This window comes from Enterococcus sp. RTP21361st1_A6_RTP21361_211029 (assembly GCF_040910045.1).
Lineage (GTDB): Bacteria > Bacillota > Bacilli > Lactobacillales > Enterococcaceae > Enterococcus_D > Enterococcus_D gallinarum.
Map to the genome: position 1 here is coordinate 21,973 of NZ_JBDGBK010000027.1, position 16,690 is coordinate 38,662.

Genomic DNA, 16,690 nt, shown 5'->3' on the forward strand with positions numbered 1-16,690 from the left:
TCACCTCGAAAGAAACTTGACTTCACCCTCAAAAGGAAAAAGTCACCTTATTGACTAAATCAGTGTTTCTGTTAATTGCTGTTGTGCCTGAATCTCTGCGTGGACCTTGCTAGGCAGTCCCCATAATTTGATGAATCCGATCGCCGCGTGTTGATCGAAGGTATCGGCAGACGTATAAGTCGCCAAGGTTTCATCGTAAAGACTGTTCTCTGACTTACGTCCTTCACAGATGACATTGCCTTTGAACAATTTCAAACGTACGATCCCATTGACATAGACTTGTGTGTTTTTTAGAAAAGCGATCAAGGCATCGGTTAAGGGATTGAACCAGAGGCCATCATAAATTACTTGGGCCAGTTGCTGCTCGATGATTGGTTTGAAATGGGCCAACTCGCGAACAAAAACCAAATCCTCTAATTCTTTATGAGCTGTCATTAGAGCCATCGCTCCCGGACATTCGTAGACTTCACGAGATTTGATTCCCACTAAACGGTTTTCGATGTGGTCGATCCGACCAATACCATGTTCGCCGGCTAGACGATTCATTTTCATAATCAATTCGGCCAGATTCAGTGTTTCGCCATCCAATGCGGTAGGAATCCCTTGATCAAAAGTAATCTCAACGATCGTCGGTACATCAGGAGTATCTTCCAATTCTTGCGTAATGGCATAAGCGCCTCTAGGGGGAGTCGCCCATGGATCTTCTAAGACCCCGCATTCGCAAGCCCGGCCCCAAAGATTTTGATCAATCGAATAAGGGTTATCCAAATCGGCAGGAATCGGCACCCCTTTTTCAGCGGCATAGGCAATCTCTTCTTCCCGGGACCATTTCCATTCCCGAACCGGAGCAATGACTTTCAAGTGAGGGGCTAATGCGGCAATCGCGACCTCGAACCGGACTTGGTCATTTCCTTTACCAGTACAGCCATGAGCAACGGTAGTCGCCCCTGTAGCGATGGCTAATTCTACTAGTTTCTTGGCAATCAGCGGACGAGAAAGGGCAGAGACCAGCGGATAGGAGTTCTCATAGAAGGTATTCCCTTGTAAGGCAATCAATGCAAAGTCTTGGGCAAACTCTTCTCGGGCATCAATCGCATAGGATTCGATGGCACCCACATCGAGTGCTTTGTCTTTGATTGATTGTGTATCACGGCCTTCGCCAATATCCAGACAGCACGCCACCACATCATATCCTTGATCTGTCAGCCATTTAATGGAAACAGACGTATCAAGTCCACCAGAATACGCTAAAATTACTTTTTCTTTCATAATGATTAACTCCCATCCTTAAGTTCAAGTAAGATGAAGCTATCGTAACAGAATAAAAATAAGAAATCAAGAGAAAAATTAAATATTTATACAATGAATTCTTCTGGTGTTTAGCAAGGATATAGATACAGATTGATATAATAATAAAAACCAGAGATACTTATTGCAGGAAGTATACAAATTATGCGCAAAATGTGTATAAAAGTGCAGGCTGTTTGGTCAGAATAACAACTGAAAGTTTTCGGAAAAGAATTGAAGGGAAATTTCAAAAAAACTGCGAAACACGTTGACATGTGGCGCTTAAGACGGTATTATGTTATATGGTATTGTTTGCCCCACGAGAGCCCCGGAAACTCAAGTGTATGTCAAACATTCGTGAAATTGAATTGGAGGAAAAAAATCGTGCGTACAACATATATGGCCAAACCAGGCGAAGTAGAACGTAAATGGTACGTAGTAGATGCAACGGATGTTCCTATGGGACGTCTTTCAGCAGTTGTGGCATCTATCTTACGTGGTAAAAATAAACCAACATTCACACCTCATGTGGATACAGGTGATTTCGTAATCGTCATTAATGCAGAAAAAATCAAATTAACAGGTAACAAAGCAAGCGATAAAATTTATTACCGTCACTCAAACTTCCCAGGCGGATTGAAATCAGTCTCTGCGGGAGAACTACGTGCTAAAAATTCTCGTCGTTTGATCGAAACTTCTGTTAAAGGCATGCTTCCTAAAAACACTTTAGGACGTAAACAAGGAATGAAACTTCATGTTTATGCTGGCGCTGAACACCCACATGCTGCACAACAACCAGAAGTATTGGACATCACAAACTTAATCTAATAGGAGGGAATTTCATTGGCACAAGCTCAATATATCGGCACAGGCCGTCGTAAAAATGCAGTAGCTCGCGTACGTTTAGTACCAGGTACTGGTAAAATTACTGTTAACAAAAAAGATGTTGAAGAATACATTCCACACGCTGACCTGCGTGAAGTAATCAACCAACCATTCGGCGTTACAGAAACTAAAGGATCATATGATGTTTTTGTAAACGTAAATGGTGGTGGATATGCTGGACAATCAGGTGCAATCCGTCACGGTATCGCACGTGCATTGCTACAAGTAGATCCTGATTTCCGTCTAGCTCTTAAACGCGCTGGTTTACTTACTCGGGACGCACGTATGGTCGAACGTAAGAAACCAGGTCTTAAAAAAGCTCGTAAAGCTTCACAGTTTTCAAAACGTTAATATTCTTTGTATATCAATGTTTCAAGACACTTTTCAATTATTTGGAAAGTGTCTTTTTTTAGTTTAAGAACACATTCGAGAACACATTCATCCTAGTTCTTTAATCCTTTTTGAAATGCTTCGAAAACAGTCTTATCAACTACATCTGGTGTGTTTACGTATATCTTTGTAGTAGAAATATCTGAGTGTGTTAAAGCATTAGATATTTGATTCATATTTGCTCCGCCTTGTCTAGCTATAGTTGCATAGGTATGACGAAGCTTATGTGGAGATAAATGAGCCAATTCAGGATGTCGTCTTTTAATTGAATTGATTCGATAGTTTAGGTAATCAGCGTGAACAGGGCAATTTACTTCTCCGGATGGTTTAGTATAGGTAAAGAGATACTGATCTGGTGTTTGATTAATTTTTAATCTCAACAATTGCTCAGCTTGCACTGATTTCCATTTGCTTAGTAATGCCATTACAATTTCGGGTACTTGAATTACGGTATCCTTTCGACCTTTTGTAAATTTCTTTTTTTGATATTTATCCAAAGCATGTTTAAGGCGAACCGTTTGTTTCTCAAAGTCGATATATTTCCATTGCAAAGCATACGTCTCACTTTTTCTATCACCAAGATATAGGGTAAGCATGAAAAGAGTATAGTCATGAAGAGTAAGCAAGTGATTATTCAAGTCAGTGTTTACTGCTTCTATCCAAGCAATAAGCTCTTCTGACGATAATGCTTGATTACCTTCCCGTATCCTTCTTTCTTCTAAAGCAATTTTTTTAGGTGCAGTGATACATTGAATAATTTTGGTAGTTCGGTTAAATTCAATATAATTTAGTATTTCTGCAATATCAAACATAGAACGGACATATCCTTTGATAATTTTTATATTTGCGTATTCTTTCGATTTTTTTGTTAATTCATCTGATATTATCTCAGTATTTGAATTTAGATAGTTCATTGCATATTCACCAAACATTGGAAGGATGTGCAATCGGAATATATCTTTAGTATTACTAATTGTTACGTAACTTGGAGCTCTTTTTGATCTAGTAGTCTGACCTAGTTCATATCTAGGAAGCCATTTTGATTCATAGAATTCCTTAAATTTTATTTTTCCTTTTAATTCTAGTGAATTTGCATTCTCCTCTCTTAAAACTGTTTCAATTTTCCTTTTCATTGCATTTTCGGCTTTAATAGCCAATTGCCTAGTTGGAAATACTTTTTGATACTTTTCTGATGTAATTCCAGTGATTTCTCTGAATTTTTTTGGATACCTCAGATTAGTTTTATATTTCCCATTTGAAAGTTTTGTAGGCAAAATTCCTCACTCCCTTAAAAAGTAAGGCAGTATATTTCGCTATTCTTAGTATATGCGGCGAGAAGAAATTTTCAAATTGTTTTAAATGTATTCATAAAATCTTTGATATCCTCTATGTCAAAGCGAACTATACCGTCAATTCTGATTACTGGAAAATTATATATACGAATCCACTTATCTAAAGTATTATTATCAATTCCTAGAAACTCACAGGTTTGTTTTTTATTCAAGTAGACTCTCAATTTTATAAAATCATCTCCTAAAAAAGATTAGAATTTTTGAATTGCTTTGGGTAAGCACATAGGAATTTCACCTCTCCCCAGTTTACGGCGAGCCTTACGGAAGTATCATTATTTGCTGCTATTGTCATGGCATTTTGTTTTCCCAGAACAAAAAGAAATCTCTAAGTATTTGTCGCTAATCAGGTCATGGCGTACTTGAGTTTCTAGCTCGAATAGCAGGGATCGTTATTCAAAAATTGTATTTAATTGTCAATGATCAAAAATAGGTTTTTTCCTATTCACTATTAATAACGATAAACATGTATAAAAAGACACACTACGAAAAAAGTTAAATGGAGTTTACTGATTTTCATATTTGTATATGGAACAGACATAGTCTTGAATAATTTTTATAAATGTTTTGATGCTTATCAACTTATTCAACCCGCTATCCACTTTAAGTATAATTTTTCCATACGCCAATAAAGTAGTTTTAGGAGCATGTTCTCATTTGAGAACGCTCCTTTTTTATATATTTTGAAAGCTACTTACTATACGCGTAGTTTCAAATAGTTTTGTCATTCTAATCTTCAGCAACAGAAAAAAATCTAAATTATAAAATTTAGGGTTGACTAAAATATAATTTTTGTATACCATATGATCGTGATAATCATTATCATTTAGAAGGAGAAAGTTATGTTAGAAGTGAAAAAGCTTAATGTTTATTATAACGATTTTTTAGCATTGAACGAGATTTCTTTAAAAATACAAGAAGGTGCTTTAACAGGTATTATTGGTCCAAATGGTGCTGGAAAATCTACATTGCTTAAAGCAATGTTAAATATTATCCCTCATCAGGGAGAGGTCTCCATTAATAATGAAGATATCAATAAAAAACTGGTGAAGATTGCATATGTAGAGCAAAAAGCTGATATTGATTTTACTTTTCCAATAAAAGTAAAAGAATGTGTATCTATGGGAACATATGCCGGAATGAAAGTTTTTCAAAGAATTAAAAATGCAGAATGGCAAAGAGTTTCAAAGGCTTTGGAAAAGGTCGATATGGGAAAATATTCTAATCATCAAATAGGAGAATTATCTGGAGGACAATTTCAACGTGTACTTTTAGCAAGATGTCTTACTCAAAATGCGGATTTCATATTTTTAGATGAACCATTTGTAGGGATAGACTTAGTTAGTGAACGAATAATTATGGATACGTTAAAAGAATTGAAACATCAGGGAAAAACAGTGCTAATTGTGCATCATGATTTAAGCAAGGTAAAGAAGTATTTTGATAATATTATTCTTTTGAATCGAAATCTAATTGCTCACGGAAGTGTAGAATCTGTATTTAATGAAGAGAATTTAAAAAAAGCCTATGGAGATACTATATTTATTGGAGAGACTAACTATATAGAGTCAAGTAAAAATTAGCCAAATCAAAAAATATTTTATAACAGATAATTCCGAAAAAAGGGTACAACAAATAAGCTTCTTACCATTAGTTTTTTTGAATGTTCAATAGCTAATCAGAAACAATTATATAAGGCTCGTTTTTAGTCAAAATAGCATGAATCACGTAACAAAGCTTACGAGAAACCGCACCTAAGGCAGTTAGATGATGTTTTCCTTCGGAAACTTTTTTCTGGTAAAACGCACTAAAAACAGGATCACATTGAGAAGCTACTAAAGCCGCCGAAAACAAGGCTTTTCGCAAATATGGAGACCCTCGTTTACTCATAACATTATGCGTTGCCTCATATTGCCCTGATTGTGTCACGGAAGCGTCTATCCCAGCGTAAGCAACGAGTTTTTTCGGGTTAGAAAATTTTTGAATATCTCCGATCTCACCAAGAATAGTCGCACCGTTTATAGGACCAATTCCAGGAATTGTGAGAATAACAGAATTTAAAGTGTCCATTATGTGCTTGATTTCTCTTTCCGTTTCCTTTATTTGGCTTTCAATGAATTTTAATTGTTCAATCATTGAACGTAGTTGGAAGGTGAACGCTTCTTGAGCAAATTTTACTCCAAAGGAGTTAGAAGCTGCTTGCTTCAATTGGTCCGCTTTTTCTGCCTTGATTCGGTTCCTGCTTAACTCAGCTAAGTATTGGGCCAAAGTTTCTGAGGAAATGTTTTCTAAGTCGATCGGGGCACTAAACGCCAGCAATAACTCTTTAGAAGCTTTTCCGAAAACGCCCTGCTTGGTAAAAATCGTCGCGTATTCTGGAAAGACTTGATCCAATACGGCTATAATTTTTCTTTTGAAGTCGCTTGCTGTGCCTACTAATAAGTTCGGTAACGAGAAAGTTGTTTCAAAGAAAAAACATTTTCATCGGATAAGACCGTTTCGACAAATGAGCCATAGCGCATTAAGTCAGCAATCAAAACAGAATCAATAATATCGTTTTTTCGTTTCCGTATTTCTGTACCTTTACGCCATCCGTCTGTTTGAAGGGGATTCACAACGTGAATCAAATAATCTGATTCGTGAAGGTATGAAAAGATGGACAGCCAATAGTGCCCCGTGGCTTCCATCCCTATAACAAAGTCACTGGGTGCTCCGGAATAGTCGACCATTCGCTCAATTAATGACTCTGCTCCTTCAGTGGTGTTAGGAAATGAAAAACCTTTTAGTAATACCTTTCCTTCCTCGTTCATGATAGAAGCAACGTGAGTGCGTTTACCGATATCAATGCCTAAAAAGTACATGTATATCTGACCTTTCAAAAAAAGAATTTTGGATTGAAATCCACTCAACTGAAAAGCGTCACTACCTTGTACGAGATACGGAGTAAAGTAAGGACTTTCAACATCTAACTCATACGCAATCCACTTATCAGAGAGAGGAGCCAGTCTCTCGAGTGCGGGTTCAATGACCCAAGGGGGGAACGGCTTAGTCTCTCAATCCAATAAATATATTATCTCAAAAGAAATGAGTTAATACCAAATTAAAATAACGATGGTTCATAGGGTTATCCAATCAAAACCGGAAGGTTAAAATCCTAACTCTAATATACAAGGGAGAATAATATGCTTCAAAATTTTATTAATGGTCTGTATGACTTTCACTTTTTACAGAATGCTCTAATTACATCTGTAGTTATAGGGATTGTTTCTGGAACAGTAGGTTGTTTTATTATTTTAAGAGGAATGTCTCTTATGGGTGATGCTATTTCTCATGCTGTTTTGCCAGGAGTAGCAATTTCTTATATTTTAGGTATTAATTTTTTTATTGGTGCGATTGTATTTGGTCTATTAGCTTCTATCATTATTACTTTTATAAAAAGCAATAGTGTAATAAAAGGAGATACAGCAATTGGTATTACTTTCAGTTCTTTTTTAGCATTAGGAGTTATCCTTATAGGAGTTGCAAATAGCTCAACGGATTTATTTCATATTTTATTTGGAAATATTTTAGCTGTACAAGATATTGATAAGTGGATTACAATTGGCGTTTCGGTTTTAGTGTTGGTTATAGTAGTTCTATTTTTTAAAGAATTATTAATCACTTCTTTTGATCCATTAATGGCAAAAGCAATAGGGATGAATGTCAGTTTTTATCATTATCTATTGATGGTTCTATTAACTTTAGTAGCAGTAACAGCTATGCAAAGTGTGGGAACTATATTAATTGTTGCAATGTTAATTACACCAGCAGCTACGGCATATTTATATGCAAATAGCTTGAAAACTATGATATTTATTTCTGCAACAGTCGGAGCAAGTTCATCATTGCTTGGATTGTTTATTGGTTATAGTTTTAACATAGCAGCAGGATCAAGTATTGTTTTAACAGCGGCATTCTTATTTGTAATTAGTTTTCTAATCTCACCAAAACAAAAATTTTTAAGAAAGAAGGAGAGATCGTTATGATGAGAAAATGGAAAGCAGTACTGGGAAGTCTGGGGATTTTGATTGCTCTTTTTATATTCGGGGCATGTTCAATAAATAGTAAAGACAAAGATAAAGTGGCTTCGAACGAAAAATTAAAAGTAGTAGTTACTAATTCGATTTTAGCAGATATTACCGAAAATATAGCAAAAGATAAAATTGATTTACACAGTATCGTACCTATTGGGAAAGATCCCCACGAATATGAACCTTTGCCTGAAGATGTTCAAAAAACTTCAAAAGCAGATTTGATTTTTTATAACGGTGTTAACTTGGAAACTGGAGGAAATGCTTGGTTTACAAAATTAGTTAAAAATGCGAACAAAGAGGAAAACAAAGACTATTTTGCAGCAAGTGATGGCATAGATGTTATTTACTTAGAGGGTCAGAGTGAGAAAGGGAAGGAAGATCCTCATGCTTGGTTAAATTTAGAAAACGGTATAATTTACGCTAAAAATATTGAAAAACAGTTAGCGGAAAAAGATCCTGATAATAAAAAATTCTATAAAGAAAATCTAGATAAGTATATTGAAAAATTGGATTCTCTAGACAAAGAAGCTAAATCTAAATTTGCTTCAATTCCGAATGATAAAAAAATGATTGTTACAAGTGAAGGATGCTTTAAATATTTCTCGAAAGCGTATAATGTGCCTTCTGCTTACATTTGGGAAATCAACACTGAAGAAGAAGGAACACCAGATCAAATAAAACACTTAGTTGAAAAATTACGCACAACAAAAGTTCCCTCCTTATTCGTAGAAAGCAGTGTGGATGATAGACCAATGAAAACAGTATCAAAAGATACCAATATTCCTATCTATTCAACGATTTTTACTGATTCAATTGCAGAAAAAGGACAAGATGGTGATAGTTACTATGCGATGATGAAATGGAACCTGGATAAAATTGCTGAAGGCCTTTCGAAATAATTTGGAGGGTAGGTATGGTACAAATTAAAACGACTACTATACTAATTTATTTACTAGCAATTCAGGAATTATCAAAAAGAAAAAAGAAATTAAAAAATAATGATTTAGCAAAAGTTCTAAGTGTTAGTCCAGCATCTGTAAGTGAGATGCTGGCTAAACTTAGATATGAGGACTATTTAGATATAGGATTTCAATTAACTGATAAAGGGAAAAAATTTATTGACGATTACAAAAAAGGTTTTAAGTAAAAGACTTTATTTTTAGGGAGGATAAGAAAATGGCTATTGGAGTGATTATGATAGGACTTATCCTAATAGCTGGATATAATTTTTTTAAATCTTTCTCGGATTATTTTAGAAAAGGTGAATGATTTAGATGAGTCTATTAATTCTTGTAGGATTGCTTTTTGTATCAGTTATTTTGCTCTTTCTCATTAGTTTAGCTCTAAGGAATGAGTTCAGTAATAGACGTTAACGATTGAAACTTCAAGTCCTGTGTAAGATAATATAGTTAATTCATCTTATTAGGAGGAAGTACCCATAGAAACCAGAGATTATATTACAACTCACCAAAAATTAATAGAAAGTGGACTAAGCCATTTTGAAAAAGAAGGATTTCAGCAAACTAAGATAAGGCAACTGTGCTTGACCGCAGGCGTAACTACGGGTGCTTTTTATAAACATTTTACTTCTAAGGAAGCGTTATTTGAAGAAATTATTCAGCCGCATATTAATGCGCTTATTAATATGTATAATGAAGAGTTTACCAAATACCTCTTAAACTTAGAAAATATAGATATAGAGAAAAGTTGGAGAGAGAACTTCAATGAATTAGATCCATTTATTAATTATATTTTTGAGAATAAACGTATATTCGATTTGGTTTTATTCCAATCAGCTGGAACCAAATATCAAGATATTGTTGAAAAAATTACATCATTTGTGACAAAAAAGACAGTCTGTTGTCTAGATAAGTTAAAGACTATCGGAATGATCAATCAAAATTTAGTCTTTAATGAAGAAGAAATCCACTTCTACATTTACTCATTCTACGCTACATTCTATGATATATTGAAGCATAGCTATTCAAAAGAAAAGACTATGCTATTAACCAGAAGATTGTATCAATTTTCTGTTCCTGGGTGGATTGAATTACTGAGTTAATTAAAAAAAAGCTTGCATTGAGAATTGTTCTCAGTTATGCTTTTTGATAAGATCGCACTGTTATCTGAATAACGGTGCATTTTTATCAGCTTAAGATAACAGTGCGATCTTATTTTTTGGAGGTGAAAGAGTGTCAAAAATCAATCCGTTAACCTTGATTACTTTAAATATTTTTTTTCCGGTCATTATTTTTTTAGGAAAGGGAAATATATTTCAAGTGGGGTGTTTCATTATTGCTACAGTTTTAGTATTGATGTTTCGTAAAATAAAGACATGTATTTATTTCATCTTGATTTATTCAGTTCTGTTTTTAGTAATGAAAATTATTGATGCTATCAAGATAGAGTTTTTTACTATATTTTTTGGGACATCCTTATATATTGTATTTCGAATGTTGCCGGTCGTAATGATCTCATGGTTGTTGGTTAGTGTCTATACTAGCAATGAATTATTATCCTCTTTAGAAAAAATACATTTACCGAAAAAAATAATGTTAAGTATTACAGTAGTGATCAGATTCTTTCCGACTTATCGTTCTGAAATAAGAATGATTAAAGAATCTTTAAAAATGAGAAACATTCGCTTATCTTTTTTTCAGCCTCTGCAATATTTGGAATTTCTGTTAGTTCCCGTTCTTATACGTGCAACTATGATTGCTGAAGAAATGACCGCTAATGCAATAACAAAGGGGATAGAATCTCCTGTGAAAAGAAGTTCTTACTATAAAACAAACATGAGCTTATTAGACTATATCATCCTGTTTTCCGTTACTATTTTTTTCTTAAGTATTTTGATTTGAGGTGAAAGAATTGTTTGAATTTAACAATGTTTCTTTTTCATATAAGGATGTTAAGGAACAAGCGCTTGTTGACCTTAATTTTTCAATAAAAAAAGGCAGTCTTACATTGATTACTGGTTCTTCTGGGAGTGGGAAATCCACACTATTAAAGTTAATGAATGGACTTATTCCAAGACTTTATGACGGAAAATTGGTTGGGGAAATTTTATTTGAAAATAACTCGCTACAATCCTTAACACAAGAAAGTATATCAAAAAATATTGGCTACGTAAGTCAAGATCCTAGAGGACAATTCTTTACAACAAATACAACGAGTGAGTTAGTATTTTCGATGGAAAACTTTGGATTTACAAAAGAGCATATGGATAAAAGAATCAATGAATTAGCTGAATTATTAGATCTTTCAAATGTATTAGATAAAAACATTTTTTCGCTATCAAGTGGTGAACGGCAGAAAATTTCTATTGGATGTAGTTTATCGCTAAACTCTAAATTAATTATATTGGATGAACCGTCTTCAAATTTGGACTTCAAAGCGACTAAGAAACTTGCTGACTTACTTTGTGATTTAAAAAATAAAGGATTTACTATTGTTATAGCTGAACATCGTTTTTACTATTTGAAAGAATTAATTGATCAAGTTCTATTTGTTAAAAATAGAACTGTAAAAACTACAACTATTCAGTTGTTAAAAACTGAAAACAATAACGCATTAAGGAAATTTGACATTTTTAATAGTTCGATTGAAGTTCCCTATATCGAAAAGGTAAGTGCAGATGTATTAAAAGTTGAAGAAATTACTTATGAAAATATTCTAAAAGACATAAATTTTGATGTCAAAGTTGGAGATGTTATTGGTTTGGTAGGGAAAAACGGTGTGGGGAAAACAACCTTACTAAGAATACTCATGAAGATTATTCGCCCTACCAAAGGAAAGATAATCGAAAATAAAAAAAATTTGTCATCGCCGTTTTTAGTAATGCAAGAAATGGATTACCAATTTTTCACAGAATCAGTGAGGAGCGAGTTAGCCCTGGGGAATGAAATAGTTAGTAAAGATCAGCAAGAAAAAATTTTAAAAAAAATGGAACTTTATAAAATGAAAGATCAATTACCGTTTGATTTATCCGGTGGAGAAAAACAAAGATTATTGGTTTCTATAGCTTCATTGTCAAAAACTAATTTATTTCTATTTGATGAACCTACAAGTGGGTTGGATTATATTAATATGGAAAGGATTGCTGACCTTATTAAAGACTTAAAAGAAAAGGGTGCAGTAGTTATAGCCACTCATGATCCGGAATTTCTTTATAAAACATGCAATAGAATTATTTATTTAAAAAATGGTGGAATAAAAAAAGATATAAAACTTAGAGTAGAAGATTCAACTTTGATAGAACAGATTTTTAATGACATAACGAAATAGAATTGAGGAGAATATATATGAAAACAAAAGATTATATTTTTATTGGTTTAGCTACAGTTATTTCCCTAGTAATTTACTTTTTTTCAATAATGGTTAGTAGTATTGGTGGGGCGTTTGGTCACAGCATATCCCCAGGGATTTTTGGATTATTATCTGGAATCATATTTGTTTATATTAGCTATAACTACCCTAGAAAAGGAATTTTTACTATTTACACAATTGTTTTATTGTTATTTTTTACGTTAATGGGCGGGGCGTACTTACCTTGGTTTATCAGTTCGATTAGTATGGCGATCTTAGCTGATATTATTCTATCTGTATTTGGATATGATCGAGCAATTCCTCAAGTTGCGTCTTGGGCTCTAATGCAATTAGGCAGTGCTGCCGGACAGTGGATTCCTATATGGTTCTTTACAGATCGTTTTCGTCAAGATTGGATAGATAAAGGACAATCTGCTGCAACAATGGATGCAATGATCCACTATGCGGTAGGTATATGGGGAATCATTTCAGTGTTAGTTGTAGCAAGTTTATCTATGATTGGTGTATTGATTGGAAGAAAAGTCTTAAAAAAATACAAAAAATAGAACGTAGTTTACCTTCTATCTGTTTGTACATCTCTAATTTACGCTATTACGGAAAGCATTAACAGTTGTAAACGAATAAGAGAAGAAATTGAATGCGGGGGAGGAAAAAATGAAAGTATACAAAAAATTATTTAGTTATGTCCCTAAAATGAAATACTACGGATGGTTAGCCACTTTATTTTCTGATTTTTCTGTTGTATTAACAGTCTATGGATATTACAGTATTTACAAATTTCTTCAGTCTCTAATTATTGTAGGAGATGAATATTTAGCTAAGAGTTATGCGGTTCAAACTGTTGCTTGGTTAACTTTAGGAGCTTTATTTTATATTTTTTCTGGCTTATTTTCTCATATCCTTGGGTTTCGCTTAGAGACTAATTTGAGAAAAAAGGGAATTAGCGGTTTAACAGAAGCAAGTTTTCGTTTTTTTGATTTAAATTCTTCGGGATATATTCGAAAGACAATTGATGACAACGCGGCTAAAACACATATGGCAATTGCTCACTTGATTCCAGATAGTGCTCAAGCCATAGTAACACCTGTTTTATCAGTTGCCTTAGGCTTTTTCATTAACTTTAAAATTGGATTGGTTCTAATCGCCATGTTAGTAATTGGTGTATTCTTGTTAAAGAAAATGACAGAGAATACAAATTTTATTCAAAAATATCAAGAATCGTTAGATGTGTTAAGCTCTGAAACGGTAGAATATATCCGCGGAATTCAAGTTATAAAGATATTTGGTGCTAAAGTAACATCATTTAAAGCCTTGAATAAAGCAATTAACGATTATGCTAAGTTTGCATATAAGTATTCTTTGAGTGGGAAAACACCTTTTGTTCTTTTTCAATGGCTATTTTTTGGCATAGTTTGCATTTTGATAGTTCCTATAACCTTTTTTATAACTTCTCTTACCACTCCCAAGATATTAGCTGTTGACTTGTTGATGTTGTTTTTTTTAAGTGGAATTATTTTTGTTTCTTTCATGAGAATAATGTATGTAAGTATGCACTTGTTTGAAGCAAGATATGCAGTCGAAACACTAGACTCCCTTTATTTAGAAATGAAGCAAGACCAACTAAAATATGGGAACGAGACACAGATTAAAAATTGTGACATTGCATTTGAAAATGTCAGCTTTTCATACAAAGAAGAGTGTGTTTTAGAAAATTTCAACTTAGTTTTAGAACAAAAAAGAATTTATGCATTAGTAGGAAAATCAGGAAGCGGAAAGAGTACGATAGCTAAACTAATTTCAGGTTTCTACAATGTGGATAAGGGACAGATTAAAATTGGTGGTAAGCCTTTAAATCACTATTCAAAAGACACAATTATTAACACAATTGCTTTTGTCTTTCAAGATACGAAACTATTCAATCAGAGTATTTACGATAACGTTTCTATAGCAAATCCTCAAGCGCCAGCAAGTAAAGTATTTGACGCGCTAAGATTAGCCGGTTGCGAATCGATTTTAGAAAAATTTCCCGAAAGAGAGCATACCTTAATTGGTAGTAAAGGAGTTTATCTGTCAGGAGGAGAAAAACAACGTATAGCTATTGCCAGAGCAATTTTAAAAGATGCAAAGATTGTTATTATGGATGAAGCCAGTGCATCTATTGATCCAGATAATGAGTATGAACTACAAAAGGCTTTTCAACATCTGATGAAAGAAAAAACAGTTATTATGATAGCTCATCGATTATCCAGCATTAAATCTGTAGATGAAATTCTTGTCTTGTCAGAAGGGAAAATAGTAGAACGTGGAAATCATAATGAATTAATGGCTAAACATCAAGTGTATAAACAATTGGTCACTGATTATGAGAATGCAAATGATTGGAGGCTTGACAATGAAAAGTTTTTATAAAAACAAATTTGCTTTAAGTGATCAGGGCGCAGAAGCTTTAACTAAAGCTTCTATTTCTAGTTTTTTTGTATACTGCATTAATATGGTACCAGCATTCATTATAATGATGCTGATAGACGAATTAGTTTTAGAAAATACAAAGCCCCGTTGGCTTTATTTTGCCGTATCGTTTGTTACTTTGCTTTTCATGTATTGGTTGTTAGATAGGGAGTATGAAAACTTATATAATAGTACTTATAAAGAAAGTGCGCATTTAAGAGTGCAAGTTGCAGACGATTTGTCAAATTTACCATTATCCTATTTTTCAAAACATAATTTATCAGATTTATCTCAAACTATCATGTCTGACGTTGAAGGTATTGAGCATGCGATGAGTCATGCAATACCTAAAGCCGGCGGTATGGCTCTGTTTTTCCCTTTTATTTCAGTGATACTTTTGGTTGGTAATGTCAAAATGGGATTAGCTGTTATTTTGCCAACGTTATTTAGTTTTGTCTTAATCTTGTTATCAAAGAAATCCCAAACGAAAGCCAATACTAAATATTACGATACTTTGAGAGAAAACTCGGAAGAATTTCAAGAAACTATAGAATTGCAGCAAGAGATTAATAGCTTTAATCTATCTAAAAAAGTTCAAGACAGACTTTTCAAAAAAATGGAAGAGAGTGAAAGGATTCATTTAAAGGTAGAATTAAGTACTTTTTCAGTCATGGCCTTATCCTCTATTTTCTCATATGTTAGTTTAGCAGTAGTCATTCTAGTAGGTGTTCACTTACTGTTAACGGGTGAAGTGACTATACTCTACGTCGTTGGTTACTTACTAGCCGCAATAAAAATAAAGGATTCCTTCGATTCTATGAAAGAAGCAGTGCTTGAAATATTTTATTTAGCTCCTAAAATACAGCGAATTAGAGCTATGAAGGAAACCAGTATCCAAGAGGGATCAGATAGTCCTCTGAAATCTTTTGACATTGAGTTGCGAGATGTCTCTTTCTCATATGATAACAATACCCCAATTTTAGATCATATCTCTTTTACGGCTAAACAAGGAGAAGTGACTGCGTTAGTAGGTGCTAGTGGTTCCGGGAAAACTAGTATCTTGAAATTAGTGTCTAGACTGTATGATTATGATGAAGGCTGTATTTTAATTGATGGGTATGATATTAAACGTGTATCTCCAGCTTCTTTGTTTAGCAAAATCGCTATTGTTTTTCAAGAGGTAACTTTGTTTAATACAAGTATTTTGGAAAATATACGTATTGGAAATAGTCAAGCGTCAGATGAGGAAGTGAAAAAAGCAGCTCGTTTAGCTAACTGCGAAGACTTTATTGAAAAACTACCTGACGGTTATCATACATTGGTCGGAGAAAACGGAAGTTCACTTTCTGGAGGAGAGCGACAACGCCTATCCATAGCACGGGCTTTTTTGAAAAATGCGCCAATTTTAATTTTAGATGAAATTACTGCCAGTTTAGATGCGGAAAATGAAAAACGTATTCAGGAAAGTTTAAATCGTTTAATACAAGATAAGACAGTACTAATTATATCGCATCGCTTGAAGTCTATTGAAAAGGTAAATAAAATTGTAGTGATGGATCAAGGAAAAGTAGTTGATCAAGGTACTCATAGTGAGTTGTATCGAAGGTCAGAAATATACAAAAATCTCATAAAGAAAACTAAACTATCTGAGAAATTCGTCTATGAAAAAGAAGCTCAATCACGATGATGAAATAGGCTTTAAATTAACCTACAATTTTTGGGATATAGTTATAATTCTTTTTCAAAAAGAATAATTTTATTAAACAGCATCTAATTTTGAATACACGAAAGAATCAGTATGATTGAATTAGTTCACTTAATGTCTATTCTTATAATATAAGGAATAATCAAAGTTGGAATGGCAACACTTTTTTTGACAAAAATTATAAGGTGTTGTGAATGCTGCGGTGTTATGGCTCCGATTGCCCT

Annotated in this window: 14 protein-coding genes and 1 pseudogene; 12 read left to right on the plus strand and 3 right to left on the minus strand. The window is 33.7% G+C overall.

Going from position 1 to position 16,690, the window contains the following annotated elements; all coding sequences use genetic code 11:
- Positions 1-54: 54 nt before the first annotated feature.
- On the minus strand, positions 55-1,269 hold the full coding sequence (locus AB5Z52_RS06945) for an argininosuccinate synthase (RefSeq protein ID WP_288551651.1): 1,215 nt from the start codon (positions 1,267-1,269) through the stop codon (positions 55-57).
- A 399-nt stretch (positions 1,270-1,668) separates the two neighbouring features.
- Here AB5Z52_RS06945 and rplM point away from each other — a divergent pair, with 399 nt between their 5' ends.
- On the plus strand, positions 1,669-2,115 hold the full coding sequence (rplM, locus tag AB5Z52_RS06950; RefSeq protein ID WP_301337271.1) for a 50S ribosomal protein L13: 447 nt from the start codon (positions 1,669-1,671) through the stop codon (positions 2,113-2,115).
- Positions 2,116-2,130: 15 nt separating this feature from the next.
- Complete coding sequence (gene rpsI / locus AB5Z52_RS06955; protein WP_003128901.1) at positions 2,131-2,523, plus strand: 30S ribosomal protein S9; 393 nt, start codon at positions 2,131-2,133, stop codon at positions 2,521-2,523.
- Positions 2,524-2,615: 92 nt separating this feature from the next.
- Here the strand turns inward: rpsI and AB5Z52_RS06960 are convergent, their stop codons facing one another.
- Positions 2,616-3,836 carry a site-specific integrase gene (locus AB5Z52_RS06960; protein ID WP_002346925.1) on the minus strand — a complete coding sequence of 407 codons (1,221 nt, stop codon included), beginning with the start codon at positions 3,834-3,836 and terminating at the stop codon, positions 2,616-2,618.
- A 917-nt stretch (positions 3,837-4,753) separates the two neighbouring features.
- On the opposite strand from AB5Z52_RS06960, the gene AB5Z52_RS06965 reads away from it, so the two are divergent.
- Positions 4,754-5,494, plus strand: coding sequence for a metal ABC transporter ATP-binding protein (locus tag AB5Z52_RS06965; protein WP_137440421.1), 741 nt, complete (start codon positions 4,754-4,756; stop codon positions 5,492-5,494).
- 91 nt (positions 5,495-5,585) lie between these two features.
- On the opposite strand, the pseudogene AB5Z52_RS06970 reads toward AB5Z52_RS06965, so the two are convergent.
- Positions 5,586-6,772 (minus strand): annotated as a pseudogene (locus AB5Z52_RS06970) (IS110 family transposase).
- A 321-nt stretch (positions 6,773-7,093) separates the two neighbouring features.
- Here AB5Z52_RS06970 and AB5Z52_RS06975 point away from each other — a divergent pair.
- The 9 genes from AB5Z52_RS06975 (at position 7,094) to AB5Z52_RS07015 (ending at position 16,448) form a co-directional block, all read left to right on the plus strand.
- Positions 7,094-7,936, plus strand: coding sequence for a metal ABC transporter permease (locus AB5Z52_RS06975; protein WP_010729271.1), 843 nt, complete (start codon positions 7,094-7,096; stop codon positions 7,934-7,936).
- Positions 7,933-8,883: a metal ABC transporter substrate-binding protein gene (locus AB5Z52_RS06980; RefSeq protein WP_010729812.1), complete on the plus strand. Its 951-nt coding sequence runs from the start codon at positions 7,933-7,935 to the stop codon at positions 8,881-8,883. The genes AB5Z52_RS06975 and AB5Z52_RS06980 overlap by 4 nt, the downstream gene beginning before the upstream one ends.
- Before the next feature lie 14 nt (positions 8,884-8,897).
- Positions 8,898-9,131 (plus strand): metal-dependent transcriptional regulator, encoded by a 234-nt coding sequence (locus tag AB5Z52_RS06985; RefSeq protein WP_002297302.1) that lies wholly within the window; start codon positions 8,898-8,900, stop codon positions 9,129-9,131.
- A gap of 330 nt (positions 9,132-9,461) precedes the next feature.
- Positions 9,462-10,046 (plus strand): TetR/AcrR family transcriptional regulator, encoded by a 585-nt coding sequence (locus tag AB5Z52_RS06990; protein ID WP_071858995.1) that lies wholly within the window; start codon positions 9,462-9,464, stop codon positions 10,044-10,046.
- A 130-nt stretch (positions 10,047-10,176) separates the two neighbouring features.
- Entirely contained in the window at positions 10,177-10,845 is a 669-nt protein-coding gene (locus AB5Z52_RS06995; protein WP_002297304.1) for an energy-coupling factor transporter transmembrane component T, read from the plus strand.
- A gap of 10 nt (positions 10,846-10,855) precedes the next feature.
- Positions 10,856-12,271, plus strand: a complete 1,416-nt coding sequence (locus tag AB5Z52_RS07000; protein WP_288551652.1) for an ABC transporter ATP-binding protein — start codon at positions 10,856-10,858, stop codon at positions 12,269-12,271.
- A 17-nt stretch (positions 12,272-12,288) separates the two neighbouring features.
- Entirely contained in the window at positions 12,289-12,858 is a 570-nt protein-coding gene (locus AB5Z52_RS07005; protein WP_002302405.1) for an MptD family putative ECF transporter S component, read from the plus strand.
- A 109-nt stretch (positions 12,859-12,967) separates the two neighbouring features.
- Positions 12,968-14,722 (plus strand): ABC transporter ATP-binding protein, encoded by a 1,755-nt coding sequence (locus AB5Z52_RS07010; RefSeq protein ID WP_368243612.1) that lies wholly within the window; start codon positions 12,968-12,970, stop codon positions 14,720-14,722.
- The gene (locus tag AB5Z52_RS07015) at positions 14,682-16,448 is read left to right on the plus strand and encodes an ABC transporter ATP-binding protein (protein WP_208759893.1); all 1,767 of its coding nucleotides are present in this window, start codon (positions 14,682-14,684) and stop codon (positions 16,446-16,448) included. The genes AB5Z52_RS07010 and AB5Z52_RS07015 overlap by 41 nt, the downstream gene beginning before the upstream one ends.
- The last annotated feature ends 242 nt before the right edge of the window (positions 16,449-16,690 follow it).

What these genes read in the sequence shown, in the direction of transcription:
- AB5Z52_RS06965 (WP_137440421.1), top strand. Translation starts at nt 4,754, where the DNA reads ATGTTAGAAGTGAAAAAGCTTAATGTTTATTATAACGATTTTTTAGCA.
- AB5Z52_RS06985 (WP_002297302.1), top strand. Translation starts at nt 8,898, where the DNA reads ATGGTACAAATTAAAACGACTACTATACTAATTTATTTACTAGCAATT.
- AB5Z52_RS07015 (WP_208759893.1), top strand. Translation starts at nt 14,682, where the DNA reads ATGCAAATGATTGGAGGCTTGACAATGAAAAGTTTTTATAAAAACAAA.
- AB5Z52_RS06980 (WP_010729812.1), top strand. Translation starts at nt 7,933, where the DNA reads ATGATGAGAAAATGGAAAGCAGTACTGGGAAGTCTGGGGATTTTGATT.
- AB5Z52_RS06975 (WP_010729271.1), top strand. Translation starts at nt 7,094, where the DNA reads ATGCTTCAAAATTTTATTAATGGTCTGTATGACTTTCACTTTTTACAG.
- AB5Z52_RS07010 (WP_368243612.1), top strand. Translation starts at nt 12,968, where the DNA reads ATGAAAGTATACAAAAAATTATTTAGTTATGTCCCTAAAATGAAATAC.
- AB5Z52_RS06945 (WP_288551651.1), bottom strand. Translation starts at nt 1,269, where the DNA reads ATGAAAGAAAAAGTAATTTTAGCGTATTCTGGTGGACTTGATACGTCT.
- AB5Z52_RS07005 (WP_002302405.1), top strand. Translation starts at nt 12,289, where the DNA reads ATGAAAACAAAAGATTATATTTTTATTGGTTTAGCTACAGTTATTTCC.